Source organism: Mesorhizobium waimense (assembly GCF_003601975.1).
Taxonomy (GTDB): Bacteria; Pseudomonadota; Alphaproteobacteria; order Rhizobiales; family Rhizobiaceae; genus Mesorhizobium; species Mesorhizobium waimense.
Map to the genome: position 1 here is coordinate 220505 of NZ_QZWZ01000002.1, position 24621 is coordinate 245125.

Annotated in this window: 19 protein-coding genes and 1 pseudogene; 9 read left to right on the top strand and 11 right to left on the bottom strand. The window is 64.4% G+C overall.

All coding sequences use genetic code 11. The features are described from left to right. Positions 1 to 33 precede the first annotated feature (33 nt). Both D3227_RS03605 and D3227_RS03610 read left to right on the top strand, forming a co-directional pair. On the top strand, positions 34 to 831 hold the full coding sequence (locus tag D3227_RS03605) for an ATP-binding cassette domain-containing protein (RefSeq protein ID WP_120012596.1): 798 nt from the start codon (positions 34 to 36) through the stop codon (positions 829 to 831). After that, complete coding sequence (locus D3227_RS03610; protein WP_120012598.1) at positions 828 to 1877, top strand: ABC transporter permease; 1050 nt, start codon at positions 828 to 830, stop codon at positions 1875 to 1877. Before D3227_RS03605 ends, D3227_RS03610 begins: the two co-directional genes overlap by 4 nt. 19 nt (positions 1878 to 1896) lie before the next feature. On the opposite strand, the gene D3227_RS03615 is transcribed toward D3227_RS03610, so the two are convergent. The 3 genes from D3227_RS03615 to D3227_RS03625 all read right to left on the bottom strand — a co-directional run bounded on the left by D3227_RS03615 (position 1897) and on the right by D3227_RS03625 (position 7820). Next, positions 1897 to 4521 carry an ATP-dependent helicase gene (locus D3227_RS03615; protein ID WP_120012600.1) on the bottom strand — a complete coding sequence of 875 codons (2625 nt, stop codon included), beginning with the start codon at positions 4519 to 4521 and terminating at the stop codon, positions 1897 to 1899. Between the two features lie 141 nt (positions 4522 to 4662). Beyond that, positions 4663 to 5946, bottom strand: a complete 1284-nt coding sequence (locus D3227_RS03620) for a flavin-containing monooxygenase (protein ID WP_245451632.1) — start codon at positions 5944 to 5946, stop codon at positions 4663 to 4665. Between the two features lie 182 nt (positions 5947 to 6128). Then, positions 6129 to 7820: a helix-turn-helix transcriptional regulator gene (locus D3227_RS03625; RefSeq protein WP_245451633.1), complete on the bottom strand. Its 1692-nt coding sequence runs from the start codon at positions 7818 to 7820 to the stop codon at positions 6129 to 6131. 235 nt (positions 7821 to 8055) lie between these two features. On the opposite strand from D3227_RS03625, the gene D3227_RS03630 reads away from it, so the two are divergent. After that, positions 8056 to 10347 carry a glucose/quinate/shikimate family membrane-bound PQQ-dependent dehydrogenase gene (locus tag D3227_RS03630; RefSeq protein ID WP_208646336.1) on the top strand — a complete coding sequence of 764 codons (2292 nt, stop codon included), beginning with the start codon at positions 8056 to 8058 and terminating at the stop codon, positions 10345 to 10347. A 145-nt stretch (positions 10348 to 10492) separates the two neighbouring features. Here D3227_RS03630 and D3227_RS03635 read toward each other — a convergent pair. Then, a pseudogene (locus D3227_RS03635) lies at positions 10493 to 11555 on the bottom strand (putative bifunctional diguanylate cyclase/phosphodiesterase); the annotation flags it as partial. 211 nt (positions 11556 to 11766) lie between these two features. Here D3227_RS03635 and D3227_RS03640 point away from each other — a divergent pair. Next, positions 11767 to 12663, top strand: coding sequence for a dienelactone hydrolase family protein (locus D3227_RS03640; protein WP_120012606.1), 897 nt, complete (start codon positions 11767 to 11769; stop codon positions 12661 to 12663). Between the two features lie 15 nt (positions 12664 to 12678). Here D3227_RS03640 and D3227_RS03645 read toward each other — a convergent pair whose 3' ends face one another. Next, on the bottom strand, positions 12679 to 13584 hold the full coding sequence (locus D3227_RS03645; RefSeq protein WP_120012608.1) for an EamA family transporter: 906 nt from the start codon (positions 13582 to 13584) through the stop codon (positions 12679 to 12681). 89 nt (positions 13585 to 13673) lie between these two features. Here D3227_RS03645 and D3227_RS03650 point away from each other — a divergent pair, with 89 nt between their 5' ends. Further along, positions 13674 to 14153: an Lrp/AsnC family transcriptional regulator gene (locus tag D3227_RS03650; RefSeq protein WP_120013038.1), complete on the top strand. Its 480-nt coding sequence runs from the start codon at positions 13674 to 13676 to the stop codon at positions 14151 to 14153. A 34-nt stretch (positions 14154 to 14187) separates the two neighbouring features. Here D3227_RS03650 and D3227_RS03655 read toward each other — a convergent pair whose 3' ends face one another. Together D3227_RS03655 and D3227_RS03660 are read right to left on the bottom strand one after the other, a co-directional pair. After that, entirely contained in the window at positions 14188 to 14385 is a 198-nt protein-coding gene (locus tag D3227_RS03655; protein ID WP_120012610.1) for a hypothetical protein, read from the bottom strand. 144 nt (positions 14386 to 14529) lie between these two features. Continuing rightward, on the bottom strand, positions 14530 to 15015 hold the full coding sequence (locus tag D3227_RS03660) for a thioesterase family protein (RefSeq protein WP_120012612.1): 486 nt from the start codon (positions 15013 to 15015) through the stop codon (positions 14530 to 14532). Between the two features lie 101 nt (positions 15016 to 15116). On the opposite strand from D3227_RS03660, the gene D3227_RS03665 reads away from it, so the two are divergent. The 3 genes from D3227_RS03665 to D3227_RS03675 all read left to right on the top strand — a co-directional run bounded on the left by D3227_RS03665 (position 15117) and on the right by D3227_RS03675 (position 21098). Next, on the top strand, positions 15117 to 16535 hold the full coding sequence (locus D3227_RS03665) for an FAD-binding oxidoreductase (protein WP_120012614.1): 1419 nt from the start codon (positions 15117 to 15119) through the stop codon (positions 16533 to 16535). Beyond that, entirely contained in the window at positions 16536 to 17036 is a 501-nt protein-coding gene (locus D3227_RS03670) for a hypothetical protein (protein WP_120012616.1), read from the top strand. It abuts the gene before it with no gap. Between the two features lie 69 nt (positions 17037 to 17105). Next, positions 17106 to 21098: an AsmA family protein gene (locus tag D3227_RS03675; protein ID WP_120012618.1), complete on the top strand. Its 3993-nt coding sequence runs from the start codon at positions 17106 to 17108 to the stop codon at positions 21096 to 21098. Positions 21099 to 21141: 43 nt separating this feature from the next. On the opposite strand, the gene D3227_RS03680 is transcribed toward D3227_RS03675, so the two are convergent. Next, positions 21142 to 21567 carry a MarR family winged helix-turn-helix transcriptional regulator gene (locus D3227_RS03680; RefSeq protein ID WP_120012620.1) on the bottom strand — a complete coding sequence of 142 codons (426 nt, stop codon included), beginning with the start codon at positions 21565 to 21567 and terminating at the stop codon, positions 21142 to 21144. A 162-nt stretch (positions 21568 to 21729) separates the two neighbouring features. Between D3227_RS03680 and D3227_RS03685 the strand changes: the two genes are divergently transcribed. Beyond that, entirely contained in the window at positions 21730 to 23532 is a 1803-nt protein-coding gene (locus D3227_RS03685) for a chloride channel protein (protein WP_120012622.1), read from the top strand. Here D3227_RS03685 and D3227_RS03690 read toward each other — a convergent pair. From D3227_RS03690 to D3227_RS03700, 3 genes are read right to left on the bottom strand one after another with little or no spacing between them, the layout of a single operon-like run. Continuing rightward, positions 23529 to 23759 (bottom strand): ribbon-helix-helix domain-containing protein, encoded by a 231-nt coding sequence (locus D3227_RS03690; protein WP_120012624.1) that lies wholly within the window; start codon positions 23757 to 23759, stop codon positions 23529 to 23531. The two genes, D3227_RS03685 and D3227_RS03690, sit on opposite strands and share 4 nt — an antisense overlap. A 5-nt stretch (positions 23760 to 23764) precedes the next feature. Further along, positions 23765 to 23959: a DUF4169 family protein gene (locus D3227_RS03695; RefSeq protein WP_120012626.1), complete on the bottom strand. Its 195-nt coding sequence runs from the start codon at positions 23957 to 23959 to the stop codon at positions 23765 to 23767. Between the two features lie 18 nt (positions 23960 to 23977). Next, on the bottom strand, positions 23978 to 24514 hold the full coding sequence (locus D3227_RS03700) for an SspB family protein (RefSeq protein ID WP_120012628.1): 537 nt from the start codon (positions 24512 to 24514) through the stop codon (positions 23978 to 23980). Positions 24515 to 24621: the final 107 nt, after the last annotated feature.

Genomic DNA, 24621 nt, shown 5'->3' on the forward strand with positions numbered 1-24621 from the left:
TGTCGGCATCCGGAAAACGAAGCGAGGACCGCCATGGCCGAACGCATCATCGAACTGCGCGACATCAGCAAATCCTACGGCCAGGTGTATGCGCTTGGCGGGGTCAATCTCAGCGTCGACCGCGGCGAGGTGGTCGGCCTGATCGGCGACAACGGCGCCGGGAAGTCGACGCTGATCAAGATCCTGTCGGGCGTGGTCAAGCCGACCAGCGGCGAGATCCTCGTCCGCGGCAAGCCGGTGACCGGATGGAGTGCCGCGCGCTCACGCGACGCCGGCATCGAGACGGTGTTCCAGGACCGGGCGCTGGCCGTGCAGCAGACCATCGTGCGCAATATCTTTATGGGTCGCGAACTGACCAGCTGGCTGGGCTGGCTGAAGGTCAACAAGGAGATCGAGGAAGCAAGCCGGCTGATGCGCGAGATCGGCTTCACCTCGAAAGTGTTCACGCCGCACTCGATCGTCGGCCAGCTTTCGGGTGGCGAGCGCCAGGGCGTGGCGATCGCGCGCGCCATCTACAAGCAGGCGGAGCTGATCATCCTCGACGAGCCGACGACGGCGCTGTCGCTGACCGAGACCGCCAAGGTGTTTCATTTCGTGCGCCAGGTGCGGGCGAGCGGCCGCTCGATCCTGTTCATCGGCCACAACATCCATCATGTCTTCGACATCGCCGACCGTTTCGTCGTGCTCGATCGCGGCAAGGTGGCGCTGACCGCCGACCGCAGCGAGGTCAAGTCGGCCGAAGATCTGATCAACTTCATGGAAGACGTGGCACACCCAGGCGGGCTGGCGGGGCTGCATGACGCCGGCGAAACGGAGCAGCGAGTGCGATGAGCAAGACCATGGAACCCGATCTGCAGAATCCTCTCGGCCTGTCTCGCAGCGAACCGGCACGGACGGAATGGAAACACCCGTCCGATCACTGGCTACGCGGTTTCGTCCTCGACAACCGCGCCTCGCTCGGCACGCTCGGAGTGTTCATCGTCATGATGGCGGTGTTCATGATCGCCAATCCGACCGTCTTCACCACCTGGTACCTCTACAGTTCCGTGCTCACCACGCTGCCGGTGGCGCTGTTCGTGGTCGTGCCATTGGTCTTCGTCGTCACCTGCTGCGAGATCGACCTGTCGTTTCCGGCAACGATGGGATTTGCCTCCTGGGTGTTCGCGCTGGTGGTGCAGGCCGGCTACGATCCGTTCCTCGGCATTGCCGCCGCAATCGTCACCGGCACGCTGCTCGGCTTCCTGGTCGGGTCGCTGGTCGTCTATGGCGGGCTGTCGTCGCTGATCGCTACGCTCGGCATGAATTTCCTGCTGCGCGGCCTGATCCAGATCATCAACGAGGGCAAGTCGATGGCGCTGACCGGCCTAGCCGACAGCTGGGCCTATACGATCTTTTCCAGCCAAGTCTTTGGCATCCCGGTGCAGATCTTCTGGGCCATCGGCTTCGTCGTGCTGTCGGCGATGCTCTACAACCGCCACCGCTTCGGCGCGCAGGTGAGGGTGGTCGGCGACAACCCTGATAGCGCCCAGCAGATGGGCATCGACGTCAAACGCGTGCGGGTGAAAGTGTTCGTCTTCGTCGGCATTGGTGCGGCGATCGCCGGCACCTTCTCGGTGATGATCAACTTCACCTGGTGGCCGACGGCCGGCGACGGCTATCTCTTGCCGGTGCTGGCTTCGGTGTTCGTTGGCGGGACGCCGACCTGGGGCGGCATCGGCACGGTGGTCGGCGGTGCGATCGGCGCGGTCACCGTGTCCTTCATCCAGACCGGTGTCGTCGCGGCGGGATTGAGCGGCTTCTACGTGCAGTTCTTCAACGGGCTGATCATCATCCTGTCGCTGCTCGGCCACAAATGGAACCAGGCGCGGTATCGGTAAAAGCACGTAATCAGGCTGCTCACACCGCCGCGACGAACCCGTCCAGCACGCGCTTCTGGCCGGCCTTGTCGAAGTCGATGGTCAGCTTGTTGCCTTCGATGGCGGAAATGTTGCCGTTGCCGAATTTCTGGTGGAAGACGCGGTCGCCGACGCTGAAGGCCGATGGCGTGTCGGCGACGGATTTGGCGACCAGCTCGCCGTCGATGGTGCGGCCCTTGACCGAGGTGCGGCCGGCGCCATAGCCGGAGTCGGTCTCGCCATAGCCGATGCGCTCGACCTGGTGGCCGGAGCGCGAGCCCCAGTTGCGGTCCGTCGCCTCGGTGCGGTTGGCTTGAGCGCGCTGCCAGCCCGGCGTTGCATAGGTGTTGGAGAAACTCCCCGTCTTTTCCTCGCCGACAGTGTCGAAACGCGAGGTGCCGTAGGGGTTCTGGCGGCCACCTCGGCCCGAGGCGAACGAGCCGCCGCCGTAGGAATTGCCATAGCCACCATAGGAGTTGCCGCTTTCGGCAACGTCGACATGGGCTTCCGGCAGTTCTTCGAGGAAACGTGAGGGGATGGTCGATTGCCAGAGACCGTGGATGCGGCGGTTGGAGACGAACCACAGATGCAGGTTCTTCTTGGCGCGGGTCAGGCCGACATAGGCCAGCCGGCGCTCTTCCTCCAGGCCGGAGCGGCCGCCTTCGTCCAGCGCACGCTGGTGCGGGAACAGGCCTTCCTCCCAGCCGGGGAGGAATACGGTCTCGAATTCGAGGCCCTTGGCCGAATGCAGCGTCATGATGTTGACGGCGTCGAGCTCCGCATTCTGCTCGGCGTCCATGACCAGCGCGACATGTTCGAGGAAGGAGCGCAGCGATTCATACTCCTCCATGGAGCGGATCAGCTCCTTGAGGTTTTCCAGCCGGCCCGGCGCTTCCGCCGAGCGGTCGTTCTTCCACATGTCGGTGTAGCCGCTTTCCTCGAGGATGGTCTCGGCAAGCTCGGTGTGCGGCGTGGTTTCCAGCGCTTTCTGCCAGCGCTCGAAATTGGCGGCGACTTCACGCAAAGCCGCGCGCGGCTTCGGCTTCAGTTCGTCGCTTTCGGCAAGCTTGGCGGCGGCCTCCAGCATCGGAATGCGAAGCGCGCGCGCCGTGTCGTGGATTTGGCGGATGGTGGCTTCGCCGAGGCCGCGCTTCGGCACATTGACGATGCGCTCGAAGGCGAGGTCGTCGGCGCCTTGCGCGACGACGCGGAAGAAGGCCATGGCGTCGCGGATTTCCAGCCGTTCGTAGAAGCGCGGGCCGCCGATGACGCGGTAGTTGAGGCCGAGCGTGACGAAGCGGTCCTCGAATTCGCGCATCTGGAAGGAGGCGCGGACAAGGATGGCCATGTCGTTGAGATTATGCCGATTCCCTTGCTTATCGGGGCGCTGGTAGGCCTCGATGGTCTCGCCAACGGCGCGCGCCTCCTCCTCGGAATCCCAGGCGGCATGGACATGCACCTTGTCGTCCTCGGGCTCGTCGCGGTCGGTGAACAGCGTCTTGCCGAAGCGGCCCTCATTGTGGGCGATGAGATGCGAGGCGGCACCCAGTATGTGCGCGGTCGAGCGATAGTTGCGCTCCAGCCGGATAATGGTGGCGCCCGGAAAATCCTTGTCGAAGCGCAGGATGTTGTCGACCTCGGCGCCGCGCCAGCCATAGATCGACTGGTCGTCGTCGCCGACGCAGCAAATATTGACGGTGGCGCGGGCTTCGGCCGAAGAGCGCCCAATCTCCCCCACATGGGGGGAGATCGGCCTGCCGCCGGCGTTCGCGCTTTTGCCCACACCTTCCGGCCGCTGCGCCAAGAGCCGCAGCCACATGTATTGCGCGGTGTTGGTGTCCTGGTACTCGTCGACGAGGATGTATTTGAAGCGCTTGTGATATTCCTTCAGCACGTCCGGATAGGCGCGGAAGATGCGGATCGGGTGGCACAGCAGATCGCCGAAATCGCAGGCGTTCAGCGTCTGCAGCCGATCCTGATAGGCCTTGTAGAGTTCGCGGCCCTTGCCGTTGGCGAAGCTGCGGGCGTCGCCCTCAGGGATGTCGGCGGGGCCGAGGCCCTTGTTCTTCCAACCGTCGATCATCTGGGCGAACTGCTTGGCCGGCCAGCGCTTGTCGTCCAGCCCTTCGGCCTGGATGATCTGCTTGATCAGGCGCACGACATCGTCGGTGTCGAGGATGGTGAAATCGGATTTGAGCCCGGCGAGCTCGGCATGGCGACGCAGGAGCTTGACGCCGATCGAGTGGAAGGTGCCGAGCCACGGCATGCCTTCGACATTGCCTTCGCCGATCAGGATGCCGATGCGCTGCTTCATCTCGCGCGCGGCCTTGTTGGTGAAGGTGACGGCGAGGATCTGAGAGGGGAAGGCCTTGCCGGTGGCGAGGATGTGGGCGATGCGGGTGGTGAGCACCCGCGTCTTGCCGGTGCCGGCGCCGGCCAGAACCAGAACCGGCCCTTCGGTGGTTTCCACCGCTAGCCGCTGCTCGGGGTTCAACCCCTTCAGATAGTCGGGCGCGTTGTTCTGACCGCTGCGGGCGGCCATGGCGCGCGCAGCGATGCCGGACGGGGCCGCGGGCCGCGCATTCGGTTCGTCAAAAAAGGGCATGTCTTCCGAAAAGCCGGACATTGCCCCGAATGTAGTGATTCGGCAGCGAAAGGCCAGAAGTGTCTCCGTTTTGTTCTGGTTTGTCAGCGCTATTTTCGGTCGCCGTGCGATCATTGTCGCCCCGGCGCCCGACATTGCGTGCAAAAGCCCGTCCGCCAGCCCTTACCCGGCGGCAGCCCGCATCCGCTCGCCGATCTTGTCCGCCACATAGCCGGCATCGCGAGCCGCGCCATGGATCATTGTGGAGGAGGTCGAGTGCTGGAAATGCAGGCCGCAGACATAGAGGCCGGGTTCGCCCTCCACGGCGCCGCGATACTGCTTCACCCGGCCGGTGTCGTCGAAGATCGGCAGCTTGATCCAATCCAGCCCGGCCCGGAAACCGGTGCACCAGATGACGTTCGAAACGTCGAGAAGCCGGCCATCGTCGAGCATCGGCTTGCCGTCACGGGCGCCAACAACGCGGGAGACCCGGCGGACGCCTGCAGCGTCCAGATCCTGCGTCTTGACCCGGATCAGCGGCAGGCCATGCGAAAGCTGCTGCGACTTGGCCTTGCGGCCCATCGGTGTGTCGACCGTGAGCAAGCGGTGGAAAACGATACGGAGGACGACCGGCAGCACCAGACGCATGGCAAAATAGCCATTGTAGGCTACCGGGATGTGGCCCGGATGCCGGCCGGCCAGCCAGACCTGGTGCGTGCTCGCCAGATCCATGGCGATTTCCGCACCGGAATTGCTGGCACCAACCAGCAGCACGCTGCCCGGATTGAGCTGCCCAGGGTTCTTGTAGACGCCCGAGTGAAATTGTCGGATCGACGGATCGAGCGACGCCGCGAAATCCGGGATCTTCGGCTTCTGGTAGCTCGAGGCCGCGGCCACGACATGCCCGGCGACGTACCGGGTCTGGCCGGTAGTGACGATGTAGCGGTCGCCGGAACGGGTCACCTCGTCGACCTTTACGCCAGTGCGTACCGGTAAGGAAAACTTCTTCGCATAGTCTTCCAGATAGTCGGCCATGTCGTCTTTGGTCGGGAAGGAATAGCGGGCGGCGGGGAAGGGCATGCCGGCCAGCCCGTCAAAGCGTGCCGGCGTGAACAGGCGCAGCGAATCCCAGCGCGAACGCCAGATGTCGCCGACACGTTCGTGGGCCTCCAGGATGACGAACTTCACGCCCTTGCGGGCGAGATGGTAGCCGACGGACAGGCCGTTCTGGCCGGCGCCGATGACGACGACGTCGACATGCACTTCCCTGAGCGCGGGATCCCTTTCGTCGTCTGACGGCGCCTGGCTGCCTGCTGCCTGCAGCGTACCGGCCTCCAACTGCATGAACGCCGCGCCTTGTTCCAGCAACGCGCCGGCGCGCACCCTGGTCTCGGTGATGCCGACGTGGCGGCCCTGCGGTTTCAGTGCGGGGCTTGAGGTCGGACGAGGTGTCGAAATCTGGTTCATGATCGCTCCATGCGGTTTTCGTCAGCCATGGAGCGAAAATAGCGATCCGGCGCGGCGGCGCTTCGGGGAGACACCCCACGACGGAAAAGAAGCGGCATGGGGATTTTCCCCCATGCCCCACGCGATCTCTCGGATCGTCGTAAACGCGATCTCGGATCGTCGGGCACGCGATCTTTCGGATGTCAGAGTAGACCGTTCTGGAAGGCATAGGCTGTCGCGGCGGCGCGTGAGTTGACCGCCAGCTTGTCGAAGATGTTGCTGAGATGCCGGTCGACAGTCTTTTCGCTGAGGCCGAGGTCTGTGGCGATCAGCCTGTTTGTCTTGCCGGTGGCGACAAGGCCGAGGACTTCGATCTCGCGCCGCGTCAGGCCATGCGAAGGTGAAGTTGTCGGCCGGATCAATTGATCGACGCGGGCGAGGTCGGGCGCGGCGCCGAGTGCTGTGAAAATCGACCTGGCGGCCTCGAATTCCAGCTCAGATCCGTCCTCATCGCCAAGCATGCGACAGGCCTGGCCGGCCAGCACGCGCAGACGCGCCTCAAGATAGGGAGCGCCGGCCCGCTGCCACGTCGTCAGCGCGGTGCGAAAGTGGCCAAGCGCGGCCGCGGCGTCACCTCCAGCAAACTCGATCTGGCCCCTCGCTTGCGAGGCCATCGCGGCCAGGATGTCGGTGGCGAAGCGGATGGCGATCGTCTCCAGCTCTTCGCAGGCTTCGCGCGCTTCATCGACAGCGCCCGCGGCCATCGTGATCTCGACCAGCGCCGGCAGCAGACGGGCACGGCCGAGCGGAGCCTTGGTCGTGGCCAGCACACGGCGAATGGTTGCCGCTGCCTGCTCGGCCCGACCCTGCATGAGGCGCAGCAGCGCCATGCCGGGTTGCGGCTCGAGCCCGAGCCGGCTGGCGGTGCGGTAGAGGTCCTCGGCGGCGGCGAACTCGCCGCGCAGGCGATGGATTTCGGCCTCCTGGTAGGCCGCTCCAGCCGCCGCCTCGTTGCCGCTGGAATGGGCAAGCGAGCGCGTGGCACGCCGTGCCTCGACAATCGAATCCTGCCAGGCGCCGTTCAACTCCATGATCTCGGCACGGTGCAGCAGACAGACGCCGTTGAACTGAACCAGCTGCGGCTGAGCTCCGCACCAGTTCGACAGCGCTTCGGTCCATTCGCGCGAACGATCGAATGCGTAGACCTGCCGGCATGCGGCGATCAGGTTGCAGTAGACGAGGCCGGTGACAATGGGTGACAGCTTGCCGTCAGCAGCCGGCAGCATGGCTTCGTCGAGCGAGGCGATGCCTTCCTCGACCCGGCCTTGCCGCACCAGCGCGCGGCCGAGATAGCATCTGGCGAAGGCGATCAGATCCATGTCGCTGCAGCGTTCGCCGATCGCCAGCGCCTGTCTTGCCAGCGCCTCCGACGCTGGATCGTTGCCGGTCATGAGTTCCTTTTGCGCCGACAGCAACATCAAATAGCCATGCGCCGCGCACTCGCGGCCAACGCCATCCGCCAGGCGCTGCGCCTGCTGGATAATGGCAGTTGCGTGGCCTTCCTCGCCCAACGTCAGAAGCCGGAAGCCACGGAAGAATGCCCAATACGCCGCCTGGTCGTCACGGCCGGCTTCGATATGCATGTTGAAGAGCCGCTCGCCGGCAGCGAAGATGTCCTGATCGCGGTCCAGCATGCCGGCCGTCCAGAGCAGCCGTTCAAGGTCTTCCGCGCCGAGAGGCGTGATCGCGTCGGTTGCCCGCAGTAGCTCGAATGCATCCGCCCATGCCCGCTGTCCATAGGCGTGGCGGGCCCGTTCGAGCAACGAGGCGGCATCGGCTTTCATAGGCAAAGCATAGCATTGCCCGATAACGGGCAGAAGAATGGCAACCGGCATCCCGTTCATTTCGACGTGAGCAGCAACAGGACCGAAGCACATGCCAGAACGATGCCCGCGGTATCAAAAGATGTTGTCCTGCTAATTTGACACCTCGCGCGAGCGGGCGGAAAACTGCGGCGGCGAGATGAAACAGAATGGAAAGCGGGCTGCGTTTCCATTTCGTGACGGCGGTTTTCGGCCGCTCGCCTGCTGCGCTTGAAGGAGTGTCGTTGTGGCAACCGTCCTAACCGCCATGGTCCTTGCTCTCATCGGTCTGGTACTTGGCGGCGGCGGCATCTGGTTGGCGTCGCTCGGCGGCAGTTGGTACTACGTCATCACCGGTCTCGGCTTCCTGATCACCGCCTGGCTGCTTTACAGGCGCAAATCCATCGCGCTTTGGCTCTACGCGGCGATCGTCATCGGCACGCTGTGCTGGGCGGTCTGGGAGATCGGCTTCGACTGGTGGGAACTCGGGCCGCGCGGCGGCATCATCGTGCTTCTGGCGATATGGCTGCTGACGCCCTGGGCGAGGCGGGGGCTCACCGGCCCCGACGGGCGGGCGCCGCTCATCCTGGCGGTGCTGGCCTCGCTTGCGGTGGCTGGCTATTCGATGACCGCCGATCCCAAGGACACCGCGGGTCAACTCAGCACCGACAAGGTGACGCCGACGGCCGACCTCGGCGGCGATGTGCCCGCAGGCGAATGGCACTTTTACGGCCGCACGCAATATGGCCAGCGGTACTCGCCGCTCGACCAGATCACTCCGGACAATGTCGCTTCGCTGCAGCCGGCCTGGACCTACCGCACCGGCGACTTGAAGGGTCCCGACGACATCGGCGAGACGACCTATCAGGTGACACCGCTGAAAATCGGCGATGCGCTCTATATCTGCACGCCGCACAATTTCGCCATCGCCATCGATGCCGCGACCGGCAAGGAGAAATGGCGCTTCGACCCCAAGGTCAAGCTGGACAAAGACCGCCAGCACCAGACCTGCCGCGGCGTGTCCTACTATGTCGACGCCAAGATCGCCGTCGGCCAGCCCTGTGCAACCCGCGTCTACCTGCCGACTTCCGATGCGCGACTGATCGCGCTCGACGCCGCGAGTGGCCAGGTCTGCCCGTCCTTCGCCGAAGGCGGCACGCTGAACCTGCTGACCGGGATGCCCTACCCCAAATCGGGCTATTACTACTCGACCTCGGCGCCGCTGATATCGGGCAGCAAGATCATCGTCGGCGGCGCGGTCAACGACAACTATTCGACGGAGGAGCCGTCCGGCGTCATCCGCGCCTTCGACGTCGACAGCGGCGCGCTGCTGTGGAACTGGGATTCCGGCAATCCGGACCAGACGACGCCGCTGCCTGCAGGCCAGACCTACACCAACAACTCGCCCAACATGTGGTCGACGCCGAGCGCCGATGAGAAGCTCGGCCTGCTCTATGTGCCGCTCGGCAACCAGACGCCGGACCAGCTCGGCATGGGCCGCAGCGCCAATGTCGAGAAATTCTCCTCCTCGATCACCGCGCTCGACCTCAACACCGGGCATTTGCGCTGGGTGAGACAGACTGTGCATCACGATCTGTGGGACATGGACGTGCCGGCGCAACCGACGCTCGTCGACATCACCACCGCTGGCGGCGTCGTGCCGGCGCTGGTCGGGCCGACCAAGCAGGGCGACCTCTATGTGCTCGACCGGCGCAGCGGCGAGCCGATCGTTCCGGTCAAGGAAGTGCCGGCGCCGGGCGGTGCCATCGAGGGCGACCATGCCTCGCCGACACAGCCGGAGTCGGATCTCTCCTTCAACCCGAAGCCGCTGACCGGTGCCGACATGTGGGGCATCACCATGTTCGACCAGCTGGCCTGCCGCATCGAATTGCAAGGCTTGCGCTATGAAGGCCGCTATACGCCGCCTTCCGTGCAGGGCTCGCTGATCTACCCCGGCAATTTCGGCACCTTCAACTGGGGCGGCATCGCAGTCGATCCGGTCAGGCAGGTTATGTTCGGCATGCCGACCTATCTGGCGTTCAAATCGCAGCTCATTCCGCGCGACCAGGTGCCGCCGCCGGACGAAGGGCGTGGCAGCGAGCAGGGGCTCAACCGCAACGAAGGCGCGCCCTATGCGGTGGTGATGGGACCGTTCCTGTCGCCGCTCGGCATTCCCTGCCAGGCGCCGCCCTGGGGTTATGTAGCGGGCGCCGATCTCAGGACCGGCAAGATCGTCTACAAGCACCGCAACGGCACCGTCTACGACATGACGCCGCTGCCGCTTCCGTTCAAGGTCGGCGTACCGGGCATCGGCGGGCCGATGATCACCGCCGGCGGCGTCGCCTTCCTTGGAGCGGCGGTCGACGACTATCTGCGCGCCTATGATCTGACATCAGGCAGGCAACTCTGGAAAGCCAGGCTGCCGGCCGGCGGCCAGTCGACGCCGATGACCTATACGGTCGCCGACGGGCGCCAATTCGTGGTCATCGTTGCCGGCGGGCACGGCTCGGTTGGCACCAAGCCGGGCGACTATGTGATGGCCTATACACTCCCGAAATAGGTGTGCTGATGTTCAGGTGATGCCGGCCTGCGAACGGCGGGTTCCTGTGCTTACGGTGCTCACCTACTTTAGTACGCTCCGCTCCGGTTCTCGGACCCCACCATTCTCGGCACGGCCTGACCTGAATCTCAACACACCTATCGAACTAGGCGACGGCCTGGGCAGGCAGTGCTGGCGACATCCCGATCGCCACAGCTACGTCGTCGCGTTGCGCCCGTGCATGTATCTCGGCGAAGGGCGCGGGCCCACCGAGCAGGAAGCCCTGCGCCTCGTTGCAGCCTTCGGCGCGCAGGATCGACAGCTGGCTGTGCGTTTCGACGCCTTCGGCCAGCACCGGGATGTGAAGGCTCTGGTCAAGGGCCAGCACGGCGCGGATGATGGCCTTGGCCTGAGCTTGATCTTGTCGAACGGGAAGGCCCGCAGCGTTTCCAGCGACGAATAGCCGGTGCCGAAATCGTCGATGGCGATGGTGACGCCCAGCGCCTTGATGCGCCGCAAGATGGTCAAGGTGCGGTTCTTGTCGGCAATGATGGTGGATTCGGTGATTTCCAGTTCGAGCCGGTTCGGGCGCAGGCCGGTCTCGAGCAGGATCTCGTGGACGAGCTTCGGCAGGTCCGCATGGGCGAACTGCACCGGAGAGAGGTTGACGGCGACCTTGTAGGGATGCTCCCACGAGGCGGCCTTGGCGCAGGCGGTGCGCAGCACCCATTCGCCGAGCGGCAGGATCAGACCGTTTTCCTCGGCCAGCGGGATGAACTCGATCGGGGGGATGTTGCCGCGCGTCGGATGCTTCCAGCGCAGCAGCGCCTCATAGCCGCGGATGTCGCCGGTCGAGACCGAAGTCTGCACCTGGTAGTGCAGTTCTCCACCGCATCGCGCAGGTCGTTGGCCAGCGCGCGGTTGGCGCGGACGGCCTCATCCATGGCCTGCTCGTAGAAACAGACGGTCTGCGTCACATTCGCCTTGGCGCGGTACATCGCCAGATCGGCGTTGTTGACGAGGGTTTCGCGGTTGTGCGCGTCGGTGGGATAGATCGCCACACCGAGGCTGGCGCCGGTGGCGGCTTCGAAATTATCGATCTGGATCGGTGCAAAAAGGGCTGCTTCCAACCGCGACACGAAATCCAGGAGGTCCGCCTGTCCTTTCATGCGCTTGATGGCGGCAAATTCGTCACCGCCGAGACGGGCGACGAATTCGCCGTCCTGCACCAGTGAGCGCGCAGGAAAAGCCTGATCGTCGCCCAGGAACCGGCGCTGCATACCAGCGCTGCGACAAGTGCCAGCCAGAGGTTGTGCTCCATTGGCAGCCCAACTGACGTTGCGGTTTACTGCGACGACCGCCTCACTGATCCGGGACTGGACCATGCCGGCCTCGACCCTATCTTGCGCAGCAAGGTCATCCCCAAGCGAGGCGCGCGCCATGACAGAATCCGCCCCCGAAACCGCCAGGCCTGCCATCACCCAGGCGATGATCGACGCCTATGACGAATACACGCACCTGACGCTCGACCGCCGCCGCTTCATGGAACAGTTGACCAGGCTTGCCGGATCGGGCGCCGCGGCCGCCGCGATCGTGCCGTTGCTTGCAGCAAATTCCGCCCAGGCGGCGATCGTTGGCGAGGACGATCCGCGCGTGAAGGGCGAGGACATCACCTATCCCGGTAGCGGCGGCGAGATGAAGGGTTATCGGGTCAAGCCGGCGGACCAGACCGGCAAGCGCGGCGCCGTCATCGTGGTGCATGAGAACAGGGGGCTCAATCCGCATATCAAAGACGTGGGTCGGCGCGTGGCCCTGGAAGGGTTCGTGGCGCTGGCGCCGGATTTCTTGTCGCCGCTTGGCGGCACGCCGAGCGACGAGGACAAGGCGCGCGACATGTTCACGAAGCTCGATCCGGCGCAGACAGGAGCCAATGCCGTGGCAACGGTCGCCTTCCTCAAGGGCGACAAGGACGGCAACGGCAAGGTCGGCGCGGTCGGCTTCTGCTGGGGCGGTGGTACGGTGAACACGCTGGCTGTCAATTCGCCGGACCTCATCGCCGGGGTCGCCTATTACGGCATGCAGCCGAAAGCCGAGGATGTGCCGAAGATCAAGGCGGCGCTGCTGCTGCATTATGCGGGGCTGGACGAGCGCATTAATGCCGGGATCGATGCCTACAAGAAGGCGCTCGATGCGGCCCATGTCGAATACACGGTCTACGTCTATGACGGCGTCAATCATGCCTTCAACAACGACACCTCGGCGGCGCGCTACGACAAGAAGGCGGCGGATCTGGCCTGGGGAAGGACGGTAGCTTTCCTGAAGGAGAAGCTGGCTTAGCCGGTCGCGGGCGGATCACTCCGGCGCCGGTCTGTGCAATGCGACGCCGGCGACCACCAGCGCGATGCCGAGGCAGTCGGTGAGGCTGGGGATCTGGCGAAGCACGACGACGCCGATCAGCGTCGCAGTGACCGGCAGCAGCGACAGCATCAGCGCAAAGCTCGCGCGCGGCAGCCGCGACATGGCGAGCTGGTCGCAGATGTAGGGGATGACCGACGAGCAGATGCCGACGCCGATGGCAGCCAGCAGCAGTGGCGGCGACGAAAAGGCAGGCAGCGCGTCGGTGAAGCCGATGGGCAGCACCATCAGGAAGGCGATCGCCATGGCCGCGCCAAGCGCGGCGATGCCACCGCTGGCGCCTGAAGCGGCGATGCGGTGGCCGAGCACTATGTAGCAGACGAACAGCGCACCGTTGAGGAAGGCCCAGAACAGCCCGACCGGATCATCCGACCATTTGACGTCGATCAAAAGCAAAGTGCCGATGACGGCCACGGCAAGCGCGGCGAGGTTACGCGGGCTGCGCAGGCCGATGAGTGCTACGCCGATAGTGCCGACGAATTCGATCGCCGCCACCAGCGAAATGGGCAAACGGTCGAGCGCAAGATAGAAGCAGCAGTTCATTACCGCCAGACAGGCGCCCAAGGCCAGAAGCAGCAGCCGTGCCGGCCGGTCGGCTCGGCCGAAGACCGACCATGGCCGGGTCAGCGGCGCAAAGACGAGCGCGGCGGTGGCGATGCGCAGCCAGGCCATGCCGAGAACGCCGACATGCGGGAAAAGCAGAACGGCAAAGGCCGGTCCCAGATAATGGAACACCGCACTGACGCCGAACCAGACATGTGGCGGCACGGAGGCCGCCATCGTACCGAAGGCAGGGCCGGCGAGGGCAGGGTGCGTGGCTGGAGGTTGCGCTCGATCTTTCATGCGATCAGTATCGCAGGCGTATTTTTCGATTTATATGGGTGATGATCGACCTTCTCGATCGTCATCTTTCTGGATACAAGGAGTTTTCATTGAAACGCCTTCGAAACGAAAATCCCGAACTCGACGCGGCGGACCTGAAGATCCTGCGCCTGCTGGAAAAGGATGCACGCACCAGCACGGCGGAACTGGCGCGTGCCGTCGGCCTGTCGGCGCCGAGCGTCGCCGAGCGCATCAAGCGGCTGCAGGAGAACGGCGTCATCGAGACCTATACGGTCAGGATCAATCCAGCTGCCCTAGGCATGAAGCTGTCGGCATGGCTGCGGATCCGGCCGGTGCCGGGGCAATTGGCTGTCGTTGCCGACATCATCCGCGACCTGCCCGAGATCGCGCAATGTGACCGGGTGACCGGCGAGGACTGCTTCATTGCGCTGGCCCATCTCGGATCGGTGGCCGAACTCGAACGGGTGATCGACCGCATCATCCCCTATGCGATGACCAACACCGCGATCATCCAGTCGTCGCCTGTGGTGGCGCGTTCGCCTTTGGGAGCGCTCAAGCGCCAGCCTTGATGTTCAGGAAATGAAGTGCGCGCCTGCAGAAGCGTCAAATATGACCGCGTTTCATGCGCGCCTGCTTCAGGATGGCGCGCCAGCGGATCATGTCGAAGGGGATCGGCTCGTTGCTGTTGGCGATATGAAAAATCTCGTTGTTGACGTTCTTGAGCGAGCGCCAGAAATCATAGTCGGTGATGCGTGGATCGGCCGCCAGCCTGTCCACTTCGACCTTGATGTCGGTTTTCATGCACGTTCCTCGAACCGCCTTGCCCGCCGCCGGTACCGCAACCCGATGCGTACCGTTTTCAAACGCCTCACTGAGTCGTTCAACGACTCAATTGGCTTGTTCACGTTAAAACCTGGGTAAGGTTAACGTGGGCGCCAGGCAGCTTCAAGCGCTCTTGCGGCGAATCCCGATCGAGCGGCCGGCGCGCTCCGGCATCGGCAGCGCGGCATGGGCTGATCGCATCGCTTCCACATTTGCACGCACGTCGGCCGGGAAGGGCGCCACTTTCGGCCCGGACATGTCGACATGCAGCGACAACGATTCGGAGGTGGCGGCGAGCCAGCCGTCGACATGGCGGATTTCCTGGTAGACCCGGAGCCGCTTGTCGTCATGGTCGATGAGCTGGAAGGAGACCACGACCTTGTGCTCCAGGTGCAGTTCCTGGACGTAGCAGACATGCACTTCGGCCGTGTAGATGGTCAGCCGCCGCTCCCTGGCGTAGTTCGGCCCCATCCCCATCATCTCGAAGGCGTCGTCCGAGCAACGGTCGAACAGCACGTTGTAATAGGCCATGTTGAGATGGCCGTTGTAGTCGATCCAGTCCTTCTCGATATCCATGGCCCGAGATAGGAAGGGGGCGGGGTTTGGCATCTTGTTTTCCTTCTGGATCGCTGGACAGGGCGTGGCAGGTGAGACTACGCATCCATAGCTGCACAACAAGGGTGGCCGCTGGTCCATTCGCGGAGGAATTCATGGCTCTGAGCGACCTCAATCCGGTCGAGCGCAACGAGGAGGGCATCGCCGCCGTGCTCGGCATCCTCAAGCAGACGCTCGGCGAGCGGTTCCAGACCGGCGAGGCGATCCGCGGCCAGCATGCCCACACCACCACCTATATCCCGACGCAGGCACCTGATGGCGTCGCCTTTGTCGAGACAACGGCAGAAGTGCAGGAGATAGTGCGCGCTTGTGCCACGCACCGCGTGCCGGTGATCGCCTTCGGTGTCGGCTCATCGCTCGAGGGCCACACCAACGCGCCGGGTGGCGGCATTTCCATCGACACGTCGCGGATGAACCGCATCCTTTCGGTCAATCCCCAGGATCTCGATTGCACCGTCGAGCCCGGGGTGACGCGCGAGGACCTCAACCGGCATCTGCGCGACACCGGCCTGTTCTTCCCGATCGACCCCGGCGCCAATGCCTCGCTCGGCGGCATGGCGGCGACGCGCGCGTCCGGAACCAATGCCGTGCGCTATGGCACGATGCGCGAGAACGTGTTGTCGCTGACGGCGGTCATGGCCGATGGCGAGGCGGTGACGACAGGCAAGCGCGCCAAGAAAAGTTCGGCCGGCTACGACCTGACGCGGCTGCTGGTCGGCTCGGAAGGCACGCTTGGCATCATCACCGCGTTGACCCTCAAACTGCAGGGCATTCCGCAGGCGATCTCCGGCGGCGTCTGCCCGTTTCCCAGCCTGGAAGCGGCCTGCAATGCGGTGATCGCGACCATCCAGATGGGCATTCCGGTGGCGCGCATCGAACTGGTCAACGCGTTGCAGATGCGGGCGATGAAGAACTATTCCAAGCTCGACTATCCGGAGAGCCCGTGCCTGTTCGTCGAATTCCACGGCAGCGACGCGGGCGTCGCCGAGCAGGCGGAGACCTTCGGCATGATCGCGGAGGAGAATGGCGGCGGGCCGTTCCTGTGGACCAGCATCGCCGAAGAGCGGACAAAGCTTTGGAAAGCCAGGCACGATGCCTATTGGTCGTCGCTGACGCTGCGGCCCGGCGCCAAAGGGCTGTCAACCGATGTCTGCGTGCCGATCTCGCGTTTTGCCGAATGCGTCACCGAGACTGAGGCCGACATCGCCGAGATGGGACTGATCGCGCCGATCGTCGGCCATGCCGGCGATGGCAATTTCCATGTGCTGGTGCTGATGGATGTCGACGACCCACAGGAGATCGCGCTGGCGGAGAGATTCGTGGCCAGGCTCAACATGCGGGCGATCGCCATGGAAGGCACCTGCACCGGCGAGCACGGCATCGGCCAAGGCAAGATCGGCTTCCTGCGCCACGAACTCGGCCATGGTGTCGACATCATGCGCACGATCAAGCAGGCGCTCGATCCGCTCAACATCATGAACCCGGGCAAGATATTGCCTGGCACCGACCACTAGATGTCGGCGTTCGAGACACTTCTGCCGATCGAGGTGCCGCCATCGTCCGCCGGCGCGCCATCGCCTCACATCTTCGCGGATGAAGGCAGTCTGCTCATTGCCCATCTCGCCAATGTTCCGGATCGGTCATTCGATGGCACGAATCCGCGCTCGGTTTCGGCTACGACGCGCAACCAGACTGTCGCGATACTGACAGTCGATCCCTATCTGGCATTGCAATTCGGTCCGCCGAACGACGAAGCCATCAGCGGGCACCGCCTGTACGTTCTGGGCTTGCGGCCTTATTCCGTATTCGAGGTTCTCAACTCGTCGTGGATCAGCTCCCTGGAAAAGGCAAATCGCGTTCACTCGTCGCATACGCCGGACCTGTTTTCGGACTATCGGCATTTCATCCTGACGTTCCATGACTCGACGCTGGAATTCATCGCCGAGAGCTTTTCGACCAGCCTTCATGAGGGAGCGGTTTTGGCCGTGCTGATGGAGACTGTCGGACGCAGCTGAATTGCCTCTTTATAGACACGCGGATGCGGGTAGAGTGCGGCTGATTTTCAATCAACCCAATCGGAGCAGATGCTCGCACGCCTGTTCGTGATCTTCGGTGGCCTTTTTGTGCTGGTGCTGTGCGCGGCGCTGGTGGTGCCGCATTTCGTCGACTGGACAGGCTACCGTGCCGATTTCGAGCGCGAGGCGAGCGCCATTCTCGGCCGCAAGGTCACCGTGCAAGGTGACGCCACGGCGAGGCTGCTGCCGTTTCCTTCGGTGACCTTTTCCAATGTCGCGGTTGCCGGCGGCCCCGGCGGCCAGCCGGCGATGACCGTCGAGACATTTTCGATGGATGCGGAGCTGGCGCCGTTCCTGAGCGGTGAGGTGCTAATCGTCGACATGCGGCTGGTGCGGCCGAAGGCGACGATCGATATCGCCGCCGACGGCACGGTCGACTGGGCGATGCGGCCGACCTCGCCCTTCGACATCAACCAGATTTCGATCGAGAAGCTGACGGTGACCGAAGGAGAGGTCGCGTTGCACCATGCCGCCGGCGGGCGCGATCATCTGATTTCCGAGATCAACTCGACCATCTCGGCCAAGTCGCTCGCCGGGCCATGGCGGATGGACGGTTCGCTGCGCTTCGACGGGCTGCGCACGGAGGTCATCGCGTCGACCGGCAAGGCTGAAGGCAATGGGCAGATGCGGCTGCGGCTCAAGGCCGATCCGGACGCCTATCCGCTGGTCATCGAGACCGACGGCAATGCCGGCATCGTCAAGGGCGCCGCGGTGTATTCGGGTCAGTTCAAGATCTCGGCCTCCGACAAGAATGGCTCCGGCAGGAATGACGCCGACAAGAACTCGGCCGAGCTGCGCGGCACCGATGGCGAGACGGTGAAGATCTCCACCGGCAAGCCTGATCCCGGCTTCCGGCTCAACGGCAAGTTCTCGCTCGACCACCACAAACTTTCCTTCGATGAGTTTCGCTTCGAGACCGGGCCGCTCGACAATCCCTATTCGGCCGACGGCAAGGCTTCGGTCGATCTCGGTGTCGATCCGCGCTTCTCGATTGAAGCGAATGGTGCGCAGGTGCAGTTCGACGAGGCCGTGGGTGCGGCTGGTGCCGGGCTGACGCTGTCGCAGCGGGTCGACGCGCTGGAGCGGGCGCTGCTGCAAATGCCCAAGCCGACCATACCAGGCACCGTCGAGGTCAAGCTGCCGGCGGTGGTGGCCGGCGATACGACAGTGCGCGACGTGCATGTGTCGGCCGAGCCGACCGATGGCGGCTGGTCGGTGAAGTCGCTGGCCGCGACTCTGCCCGGCCGCGCCACGCTGGAAGCCAACGGCATGCTCAGCGTCCAGGATCACTTTGGCTTCACCGGCTCGCTGCTGCTCGCCGTGGCGCAGCCTTCCGGCTTTGCCGCCTGGCTGTCGAAGGATGTCGACGAAGCGATCCGCCGGCTGCCCGCCGCCGGCTTCAAGGCCAAGGTCGATCTCAGCGAGAAGCGCCAGGCGTTCAGCGATCTCGAACTGATCCTCGGCAAAGCGAGGTTTTCCGGCCGCATCGATTCCAGCCAGCCCGACGACGCCAGGCCGTCGGTGCTGATGCGGCTGGAGGGTGGCGAGCTCGACGTCGACGGGCTGACCGCCTTCGCCTCGATCTTCGTCAGTGACAAGGGTGCCAACCGCTTTTCAGACCGCGATCTCGATTTCCAGATCAAGGCCGGGCCGGTCAGCGCCGGCGGCCTGACCGCCGACACGGTCGATACGGCGCTGAGGTTGCGCCAAGGCCTGCTTGAAATCGATAGACTTTCGGTTGGCGACCTGGCCGGCGCCTCGATCAGCGCGACCGGCCGGATCAAGGATTTTCCCGAGAGCCCGACCGGCAAGCTCGACGCCTCGGTGGTCGCCGTCGATCTGAAGCCGCTGGTCGATGTCGCCACGCAGCACTATCCTGGCAATGAGGTGCTGAAGGGCCTGGCGGCCCGCGCGGCCGCCTATCCCGAACTGTTCCAGGACGCCCGCATCGATCTGGTGACGAGTGCGGCCGACAATGGCGACGGCACGACAGGGCTGGCGGTGAGCGCGCAGGGCAAGGCCGGCGGCTCGGCCTTTTCGGCATCGCTTTCCGGCAAGGGGGCGGCCGACAGGCTTCTCGAGGCGCCGGTGATGCTGACATTCAATGCCAGGAGCGGCGACGCCACGGCGCTGCTCGCGCTTTATGGCTTGCCGGCGCTGCCGCTTGGCATGCTTGGCCAGGCAACCACCGATATCTCGGCGAAAGGCACGTTTGGCGGTGGCCTTGCGACGAGCTTCAACCTTACGGGCGATGATTTCAGGGCGGGGTTCGAGGGAACGGTTGCCGAGACGCCGCAGGGGCCGACCGCAAAGGGCAAGATCAGCCTCGACGCCGCCGACATCGAACCGTGGCTGATGACGACCGGAGTCGGATTGCCAGGCATGGGCACCGGCATGTCGGCGTCGCTGACGTCACAGGCCGACTATGGCAATGGTCTGCTGGTGCTGAACGAGCTCAGCGGTGCCCTCAACGAAGCGGCGGTTTCAGGCGACGTCAATGTCGACGTGAAGGACGGGGTGCCGCATCTGGCCGGGGCGCTGGTGCTCGACGAACTTGACCTCGACCCGATGGCGGTGGCGCTGTTCGGCGACCCGTCCTTCCTCGCCGGCAAAGGTGCTTGGCCGACGGCGCCGTTCAGCCAGAAGCCTAACCTGCCGTTCACCGCCGATCTCGATCTCACCACAGCGGCACTTGCCGCCGGCCCGTTCGCCACCGCCTATGACGCGGCGCTGTCGCTGAAGCTCGACCTGGAGGGCATGCGCGTTTCCGACCTGAAGGCCAAGCTCTTCGGCGGCGCGCTGACCGGCCTGTTCGAACTGAAGAACAATGACGGCACCGGGCTTTTCTCCGGCCAGATGAGACTTGCCGGCGGCGATCTCTCGGCCGTGCTGCCGGGGGCCGGCTTGAGCGGCAGCGGCGATGTCTCGACAACGCTGTCGACTAGCGGCAAATCGGTCGATGCCATGGTGGCGGCGCTGTCCGGCTCCGGCACGGCAGCGCTGAAGGGCCTCGCCATCGCCGGCGTCAATCCCGGTGCCTTTGCACCTTTAATCGCCAAGGCCGATGCGATGGGGCGCGATATCGATGCGGCCAAGACCGCCGGCTTCGCGCCTGAGATCGCCGCCGCCGGCAGTTTTGCGGCGGGTGATACCGACATTGCCTTCACACTTGCCGGCGGCATTCTGCGGGCGCCGCCGATCCGTCTCGAAAATCCGGCGGCAACGCTGTCTGCCGACATCTCTGCGGATCTCAACGCGAGCACCGTCGACGCAAGCGGGTCGATCACCTACCGGCCCGGCGACGAGGCGCTGGTCGGCTCCGACCCGGCGGTGAACTTCAGCGTCGAGGGTCCGCTCGGCGCCGCCAACCGTGAATTCGACAGCGAACCGCTGGCGCAGTTCTTGACGCAGCGCGCGCTGGAGAAGGAGCAGCAGCGGGTCGAGGCGATGCAGGCGGCACTGCTGGAGAAGCAGCGGCTGCGGCGCGAGGTGCGCTACTACGCCGCCCTGCAGACCGAACGCGACAGGGCAGCCGAGGAATTGCGGCGGCAAGAGGAAGAGGCGCGGCTGCAGGCCGAGGCAAAGGCAAAAGCCGACGCCGAGGCAAAAGCCCAGGCCGAAGCCGAGGCACAAGCCAAGGCGGAGGCTGATGCCAAAGCGCAAGCCGAAGCGGATGCCAAAGCCAAGGCCGATGCGGAAGCACAAGCCGAGGCGGACGCGAAAGCCAAGGCTGACGCCGATGCAAAGGCCAAGGCGGAGCAACAGGCGGCCGATGATGCAGCCAAGGCCGCGGAGCAGGAGCGCCGGAAGGCGGAGGAGGCGATGCGGATCGCGTCGGAAGAAAGGGCCAGGCTCGAAGCCAAACGCAAGGCCGCCGAGCAGGCGCAAAAGGTCGACCGCTCACTTCCCGGCGTCAATGACAATTCGGCCCCGGCGCCGCAGAAGCCCAAGGCCAATCCGTTCACGATCGACAATTTGCTGAAGTCGCTGGACGGCGGATGATCGTGGTGCGCTGAAGGCACGGCGAACCGCCGACAGCGGCTGCCTACTCCTGGCGAACGAGCAGGCGCCTCAGCATCGGCTCTATTCGCGAGAGCTCGTCGAGATGCGCGGCCGAGAGATCGGCGAGGCAGTCGTCGGCACGCTCGGTCAGCCGCAGCAGCACGCGGCGGTGATCCTCCTTGTCCTGATCCCTTGCAACAAGTCCGGCTTCGCAGAGACGGTCGACCAGTTCCACCGCACTGTGGTGGCGGATGCGCAGGCGCTCCGCCAGATCGCCGACCGTCACCGGCCCGCCATCCGGAAAGCCTTTGATCGCCAACAGCGCCTGATGCTGGCGCGGGGTCAGGCCGGCATCGTGCGCCTGGACCTGGCTGAATTCGAGAAAGCGGCGGATCAGATAGCGAAACTCGGACAGCCGCTGGTAGTCGGCGAGGCTGATATCGGGGTGTGATTTCTGCGAAGCGGTCATTCCCGACTTATGGTCCTTTCCCAAAAAAGCTCAACGGCGTGGCGCCGTCCAAAATGACGCGGAGCAGTGGCCGAAAACGGCCTTGAATATTTATATCGTATTACGATATGAGTTCGCCTGACAACCGACGGTGCATGCGCCGCCAGAAAGCTGGGCTCTCCAATGAAATCCCCTAACGCCGCAAACGGCCACCTCCGTGACTTCACCACCGATGCGCGGGTGCTGTTCATCGCGGCCATCGCCGTTGTGGTGGCGACGGCGGGGCTGTTTGCCGGCATCGCGCTGCTGAAGCTGATCCGGCTTGCCACCAACATCGCCTATTTCGGCCAGTTCACGCTCGCCGAGCTCAGGCTCGAGAATACGCCGCTCGGCTATGCCGCAGTGATTGTGCCGGTGATCGGCGCGCTGATCATCGGTGTGATGGCCCGCTTCGGCAGCGAAAAAATCCGCGGCCACGGCATTCCCGAAGCCATCGAGGCAATCCTGCTCGGGCGCTCGCGTCTCGATGCCAAGGTGGCGATCTTGAAGCCACTGTCATCGGCAATCTCGATCGGCACTGGCGGCCCGTTCGGCGCCGAAGGCCCGATCATCATGACCGGCGGCGCCATCGGCTCGCTGATCGCGCAGATGCTGCCGGTCAGCGACAATGAACGCAAGACGCTGCTGGTGGCGGGTGCGGCGGCGGGCATGACCACCGTCTTCGGAACGCCGATCGCCGCCATCATGCTGGCGGTGGAACTGCTTTTGTTCGAATGGACACCGCGCAGCTTCATCCCCGTTGCGGCCGCGGCCATAGTGGCCGAAGTCGAACGCACGATGCTGCATCTGCCGGGACCGATCTTTCCCTTCCACGGCAGCATGGAGGCATCATTCCTCGGGCTTGGCGGCTGGGTGTCGATCGGCATTGCCGCCGGCCTGCTGTCGGGACTGCTGACGCAGATGGTCTATGCCTGCGAGGACGCTTTCCAGAAGCTTCCCATCCACTGGATGTGGTGGCCGATGCTCGGCGGCCTGGTGGTCGGCATAGGTGGGCTGATCGAACCGCAGGCGCTGGGCGTCGGCTACGACAACATCGCCAACATGCTGGACGGCCGTACCCTGGCGGCCGCGGCGCTAACACTTCTGGTGGTCAAGGCGATCATCTGGTCGGTGGCGCTCGGTTCGGGAACATCGGGCGGCGTGCTGGCGCCACTGCTGATCATGGGCGGAGCCATGGGTGCGGTGCTCGCCGGCATCCTGCCCGAGGCAACGCCTGGCTTCTGGCCGCTGCTGGCGATGGCGGCGACCATGGGCGGCACCATGCGCGCGCCGCTGACCGCCACCTTCTTTGCCGTCGAGCTGACCGGCAACACGCATATGCTGGTGCCGCTGATCGCCGCCTGCGCCACCGCGCATGCGGTCACCGTGCTGTTGATGAAACGCTCGATCCTGACCGAGAAAGTCGCAAGGCGAGGGCATCACCTCGTTCGCGAATACCGCGTCGATCCGTTCGCCTTGACCAGGGTGCGCGAGGTGATGACCATCAAGGTCGAGAGCGTGCCCGAAACGATGACCTTGCATGGCGCGGCCGCCTTCCTGACGGCGCCGGAAACACGGCATCCGAGCTTCCCTGTGGTGAATGAAAAGGGCCATGTGCTTGGCGTCATCGATCCACCGGCGATCCTGCGCTGGCGCCGCGCCGGCAAGCACCGCACGACGACACTCGGCGAGCTGCTGGCCGGCAGCAAAGTGACGCTCGCCTATCCCGACGAATATCTGGAAGGCCTGTCAGACAAGTTGCTGACGGCCAACATCTCGCATCTGCCGGTGGTGGCGCGCGAGGATGCGAGGTTGGTCGGCTATATCGGCTGGAAGGATCTGATGCGGGTCAGGGCCAAGAAGCAGGCCGAGGAACGCGACCGCTCAGCTATGCTGGGCTTCGGAGTTCGGCGGCGGAAGCAGGACAGCGCGGCCGATCTGGTCTAAGCCCTGCCACCTGCGTTGTTCTTGGCCCAGTCCAGCACAAAAAGCCTTAGTGCGGAGGAGAGGTTGGCGTCGCGGGGGCGGGTTTCGTCGATCTCCGCGACCAAAGCGGCAAGCGTGAGGTTGCGCGCCGCGGCGATGGCGACGAGATCGTCATAGAAAGGCTTTTCGAGCGAATAGCTGGTGCGGTGGCCGCGGATTGTCACGGAGCGTTTTTCGACCGGGCTCACTTGCGCTAGGCGTCCGGGTCGCCGGGTTTTTCGCGGCGATGGCCGGCGATGAATTTCTCGGCCTTGTCGGATGTCAGCCGCTCACTGTCTCGATCGATCTTGGAACGGCCGTGCAGCGCCCGGTTCTGTTCGGCGAGCCGTTCCTTCTCGCTCCGCAGCTTCTGCTTGCGGGCCTGGCGGAGATTGACGACGTCGCCCATGTCGCGCCGCCTTTCGGATCACTTCTTGCGGAAGGCGTCGAGGGATACGACGTCGGCGCCCTTGCCGGCGGCGTCGGTCGCGGCAGGCTTCTTCTCGGCCTCGGCTGCAGCCTTCTTCTTCGTCTCCGGCTTCTTCTCGGTAACGACGGCGAGTGGTTCAGGAGCCGGCGCGGCTTGCTCATCTTCTGCCGCGCTGTCCGTCTTGACGTCGAATTCGAGTTCGAAATTGACGGACGGGTCATAGAAACCGCGCACGGCGGAGAAGGGGATCTCGAGTTTTTCCGGCACATCGGAGAAGGACAGTCCGACCTCGAAGCCGGTGTCGGTCACTTTCAGGTCCCAGTACTGGAACTGGATGACGATGGTCATCTGCTCGGGATAGCGCTCGCGCAGCCGCGAAGACACGCGCACGCCCGGCGCGCCGGTGAGGAACGTGATGAAGAAATGATGGTTGCCGGGAAGGCCGGTGCGCGCGACTTCGGCCAGAACCTTGCGCATGACGCCGCGCAACGCCTCCTGGGCCAGAATGTCGTAGCGGATGTGGTCGTCGGCCATGTGGCGGTCGGGTTCCGTTGAATCGTGCGCCTAGCTGTAATCAAGCTTGAGCGCGGCGTAAACCGGATATAGATCGCAGGCGCCTCGAAGCGAAGGCCATTGGCGAC

Coding starts and splice junctions, on each gene's coding strand:
- D3227_RS03605 (WP_120012596.1), top strand. CDS start 34: ATGGCCGAACGCATCATCGAACTGCGCGACATCAGCAAATCCTACGGC.
- D3227_RS03610 (WP_120012598.1), top strand. CDS start 828: ATGAGCAAGACCATGGAACCCGATCTGCAGAATCCTCTCGGCCTGTCT.
- D3227_RS03615 (WP_120012600.1), bottom strand. CDS start 4,521: ATGTCCGGCTTTTCGGAAGACATGCCCTTTTTTGACGAACCGAATGCG.
- D3227_RS03620 (WP_245451632.1), bottom strand. CDS start 5,946: ATGAACCAGATTTCGACACCTCGTCCGACCTCAAGCCCCGCACTGAAA.
- D3227_RS03625 (WP_245451633.1), bottom strand. CDS start 7,820: ATGCCGGTTGCCATTCTTCTGCCCGTTATCGGGCAATGCTATGCTTTG.
- D3227_RS03630 (WP_208646336.1), top strand. CDS start 8,056: ATGGTCCTTGCTCTCATCGGTCTGGTACTTGGCGGCGGCGGCATCTGG.
- D3227_RS03640 (WP_120012606.1), top strand. CDS start 11,767: ATGACAGAATCCGCCCCCGAAACCGCCAGGCCTGCCATCACCCAGGCG.
- D3227_RS03645 (WP_120012608.1), bottom strand. CDS start 13,584: ATGAAAGATCGAGCGCAACCTCCAGCCACGCACCCTGCCCTCGCCGGC.
- D3227_RS03655 (WP_120012610.1), bottom strand. CDS start 14,385: ATGAAAACCGACATCAAGGTCGAAGTGGACAGGCTGGCGGCCGATCCA.
- D3227_RS03660 (WP_120012612.1), bottom strand. CDS start 15,015: ATGCCAAACCCCGCCCCCTTCCTATCTCGGGCCATGGATATCGAGAAG.
- D3227_RS03665 (WP_120012614.1), top strand. CDS start 15,117: ATGGCTCTGAGCGACCTCAATCCGGTCGAGCGCAACGAGGAGGGCATC.
- D3227_RS03670 (WP_120012616.1), top strand. CDS start 16,536: ATGTCGGCGTTCGAGACACTTCTGCCGATCGAGGTGCCGCCATCGTCC.
- D3227_RS03675 (WP_120012618.1), top strand. CDS start 17,106: ATGCTCGCACGCCTGTTCGTGATCTTCGGTGGCCTTTTTGTGCTGGTG.
- D3227_RS03680 (WP_120012620.1), bottom strand. CDS start 21,567: ATGACCGCTTCGCAGAAATCACACCCCGATATCAGCCTCGCCGACTAC.
- D3227_RS03685 (WP_120012622.1), top strand. CDS start 21,730: ATGAAATCCCCTAACGCCGCAAACGGCCACCTCCGTGACTTCACCACC.
- D3227_RS03695 (WP_120012626.1), bottom strand. CDS start 23,959: ATGGGCGACGTCGTCAATCTCCGCCAGGCCCGCAAGCAGAAGCTGCGG.
- D3227_RS03700 (WP_120012628.1), bottom strand. CDS start 24,514: ATGGCCGACGACCACATCCGCTACGACATTCTGGCCCAGGAGGCGTTG.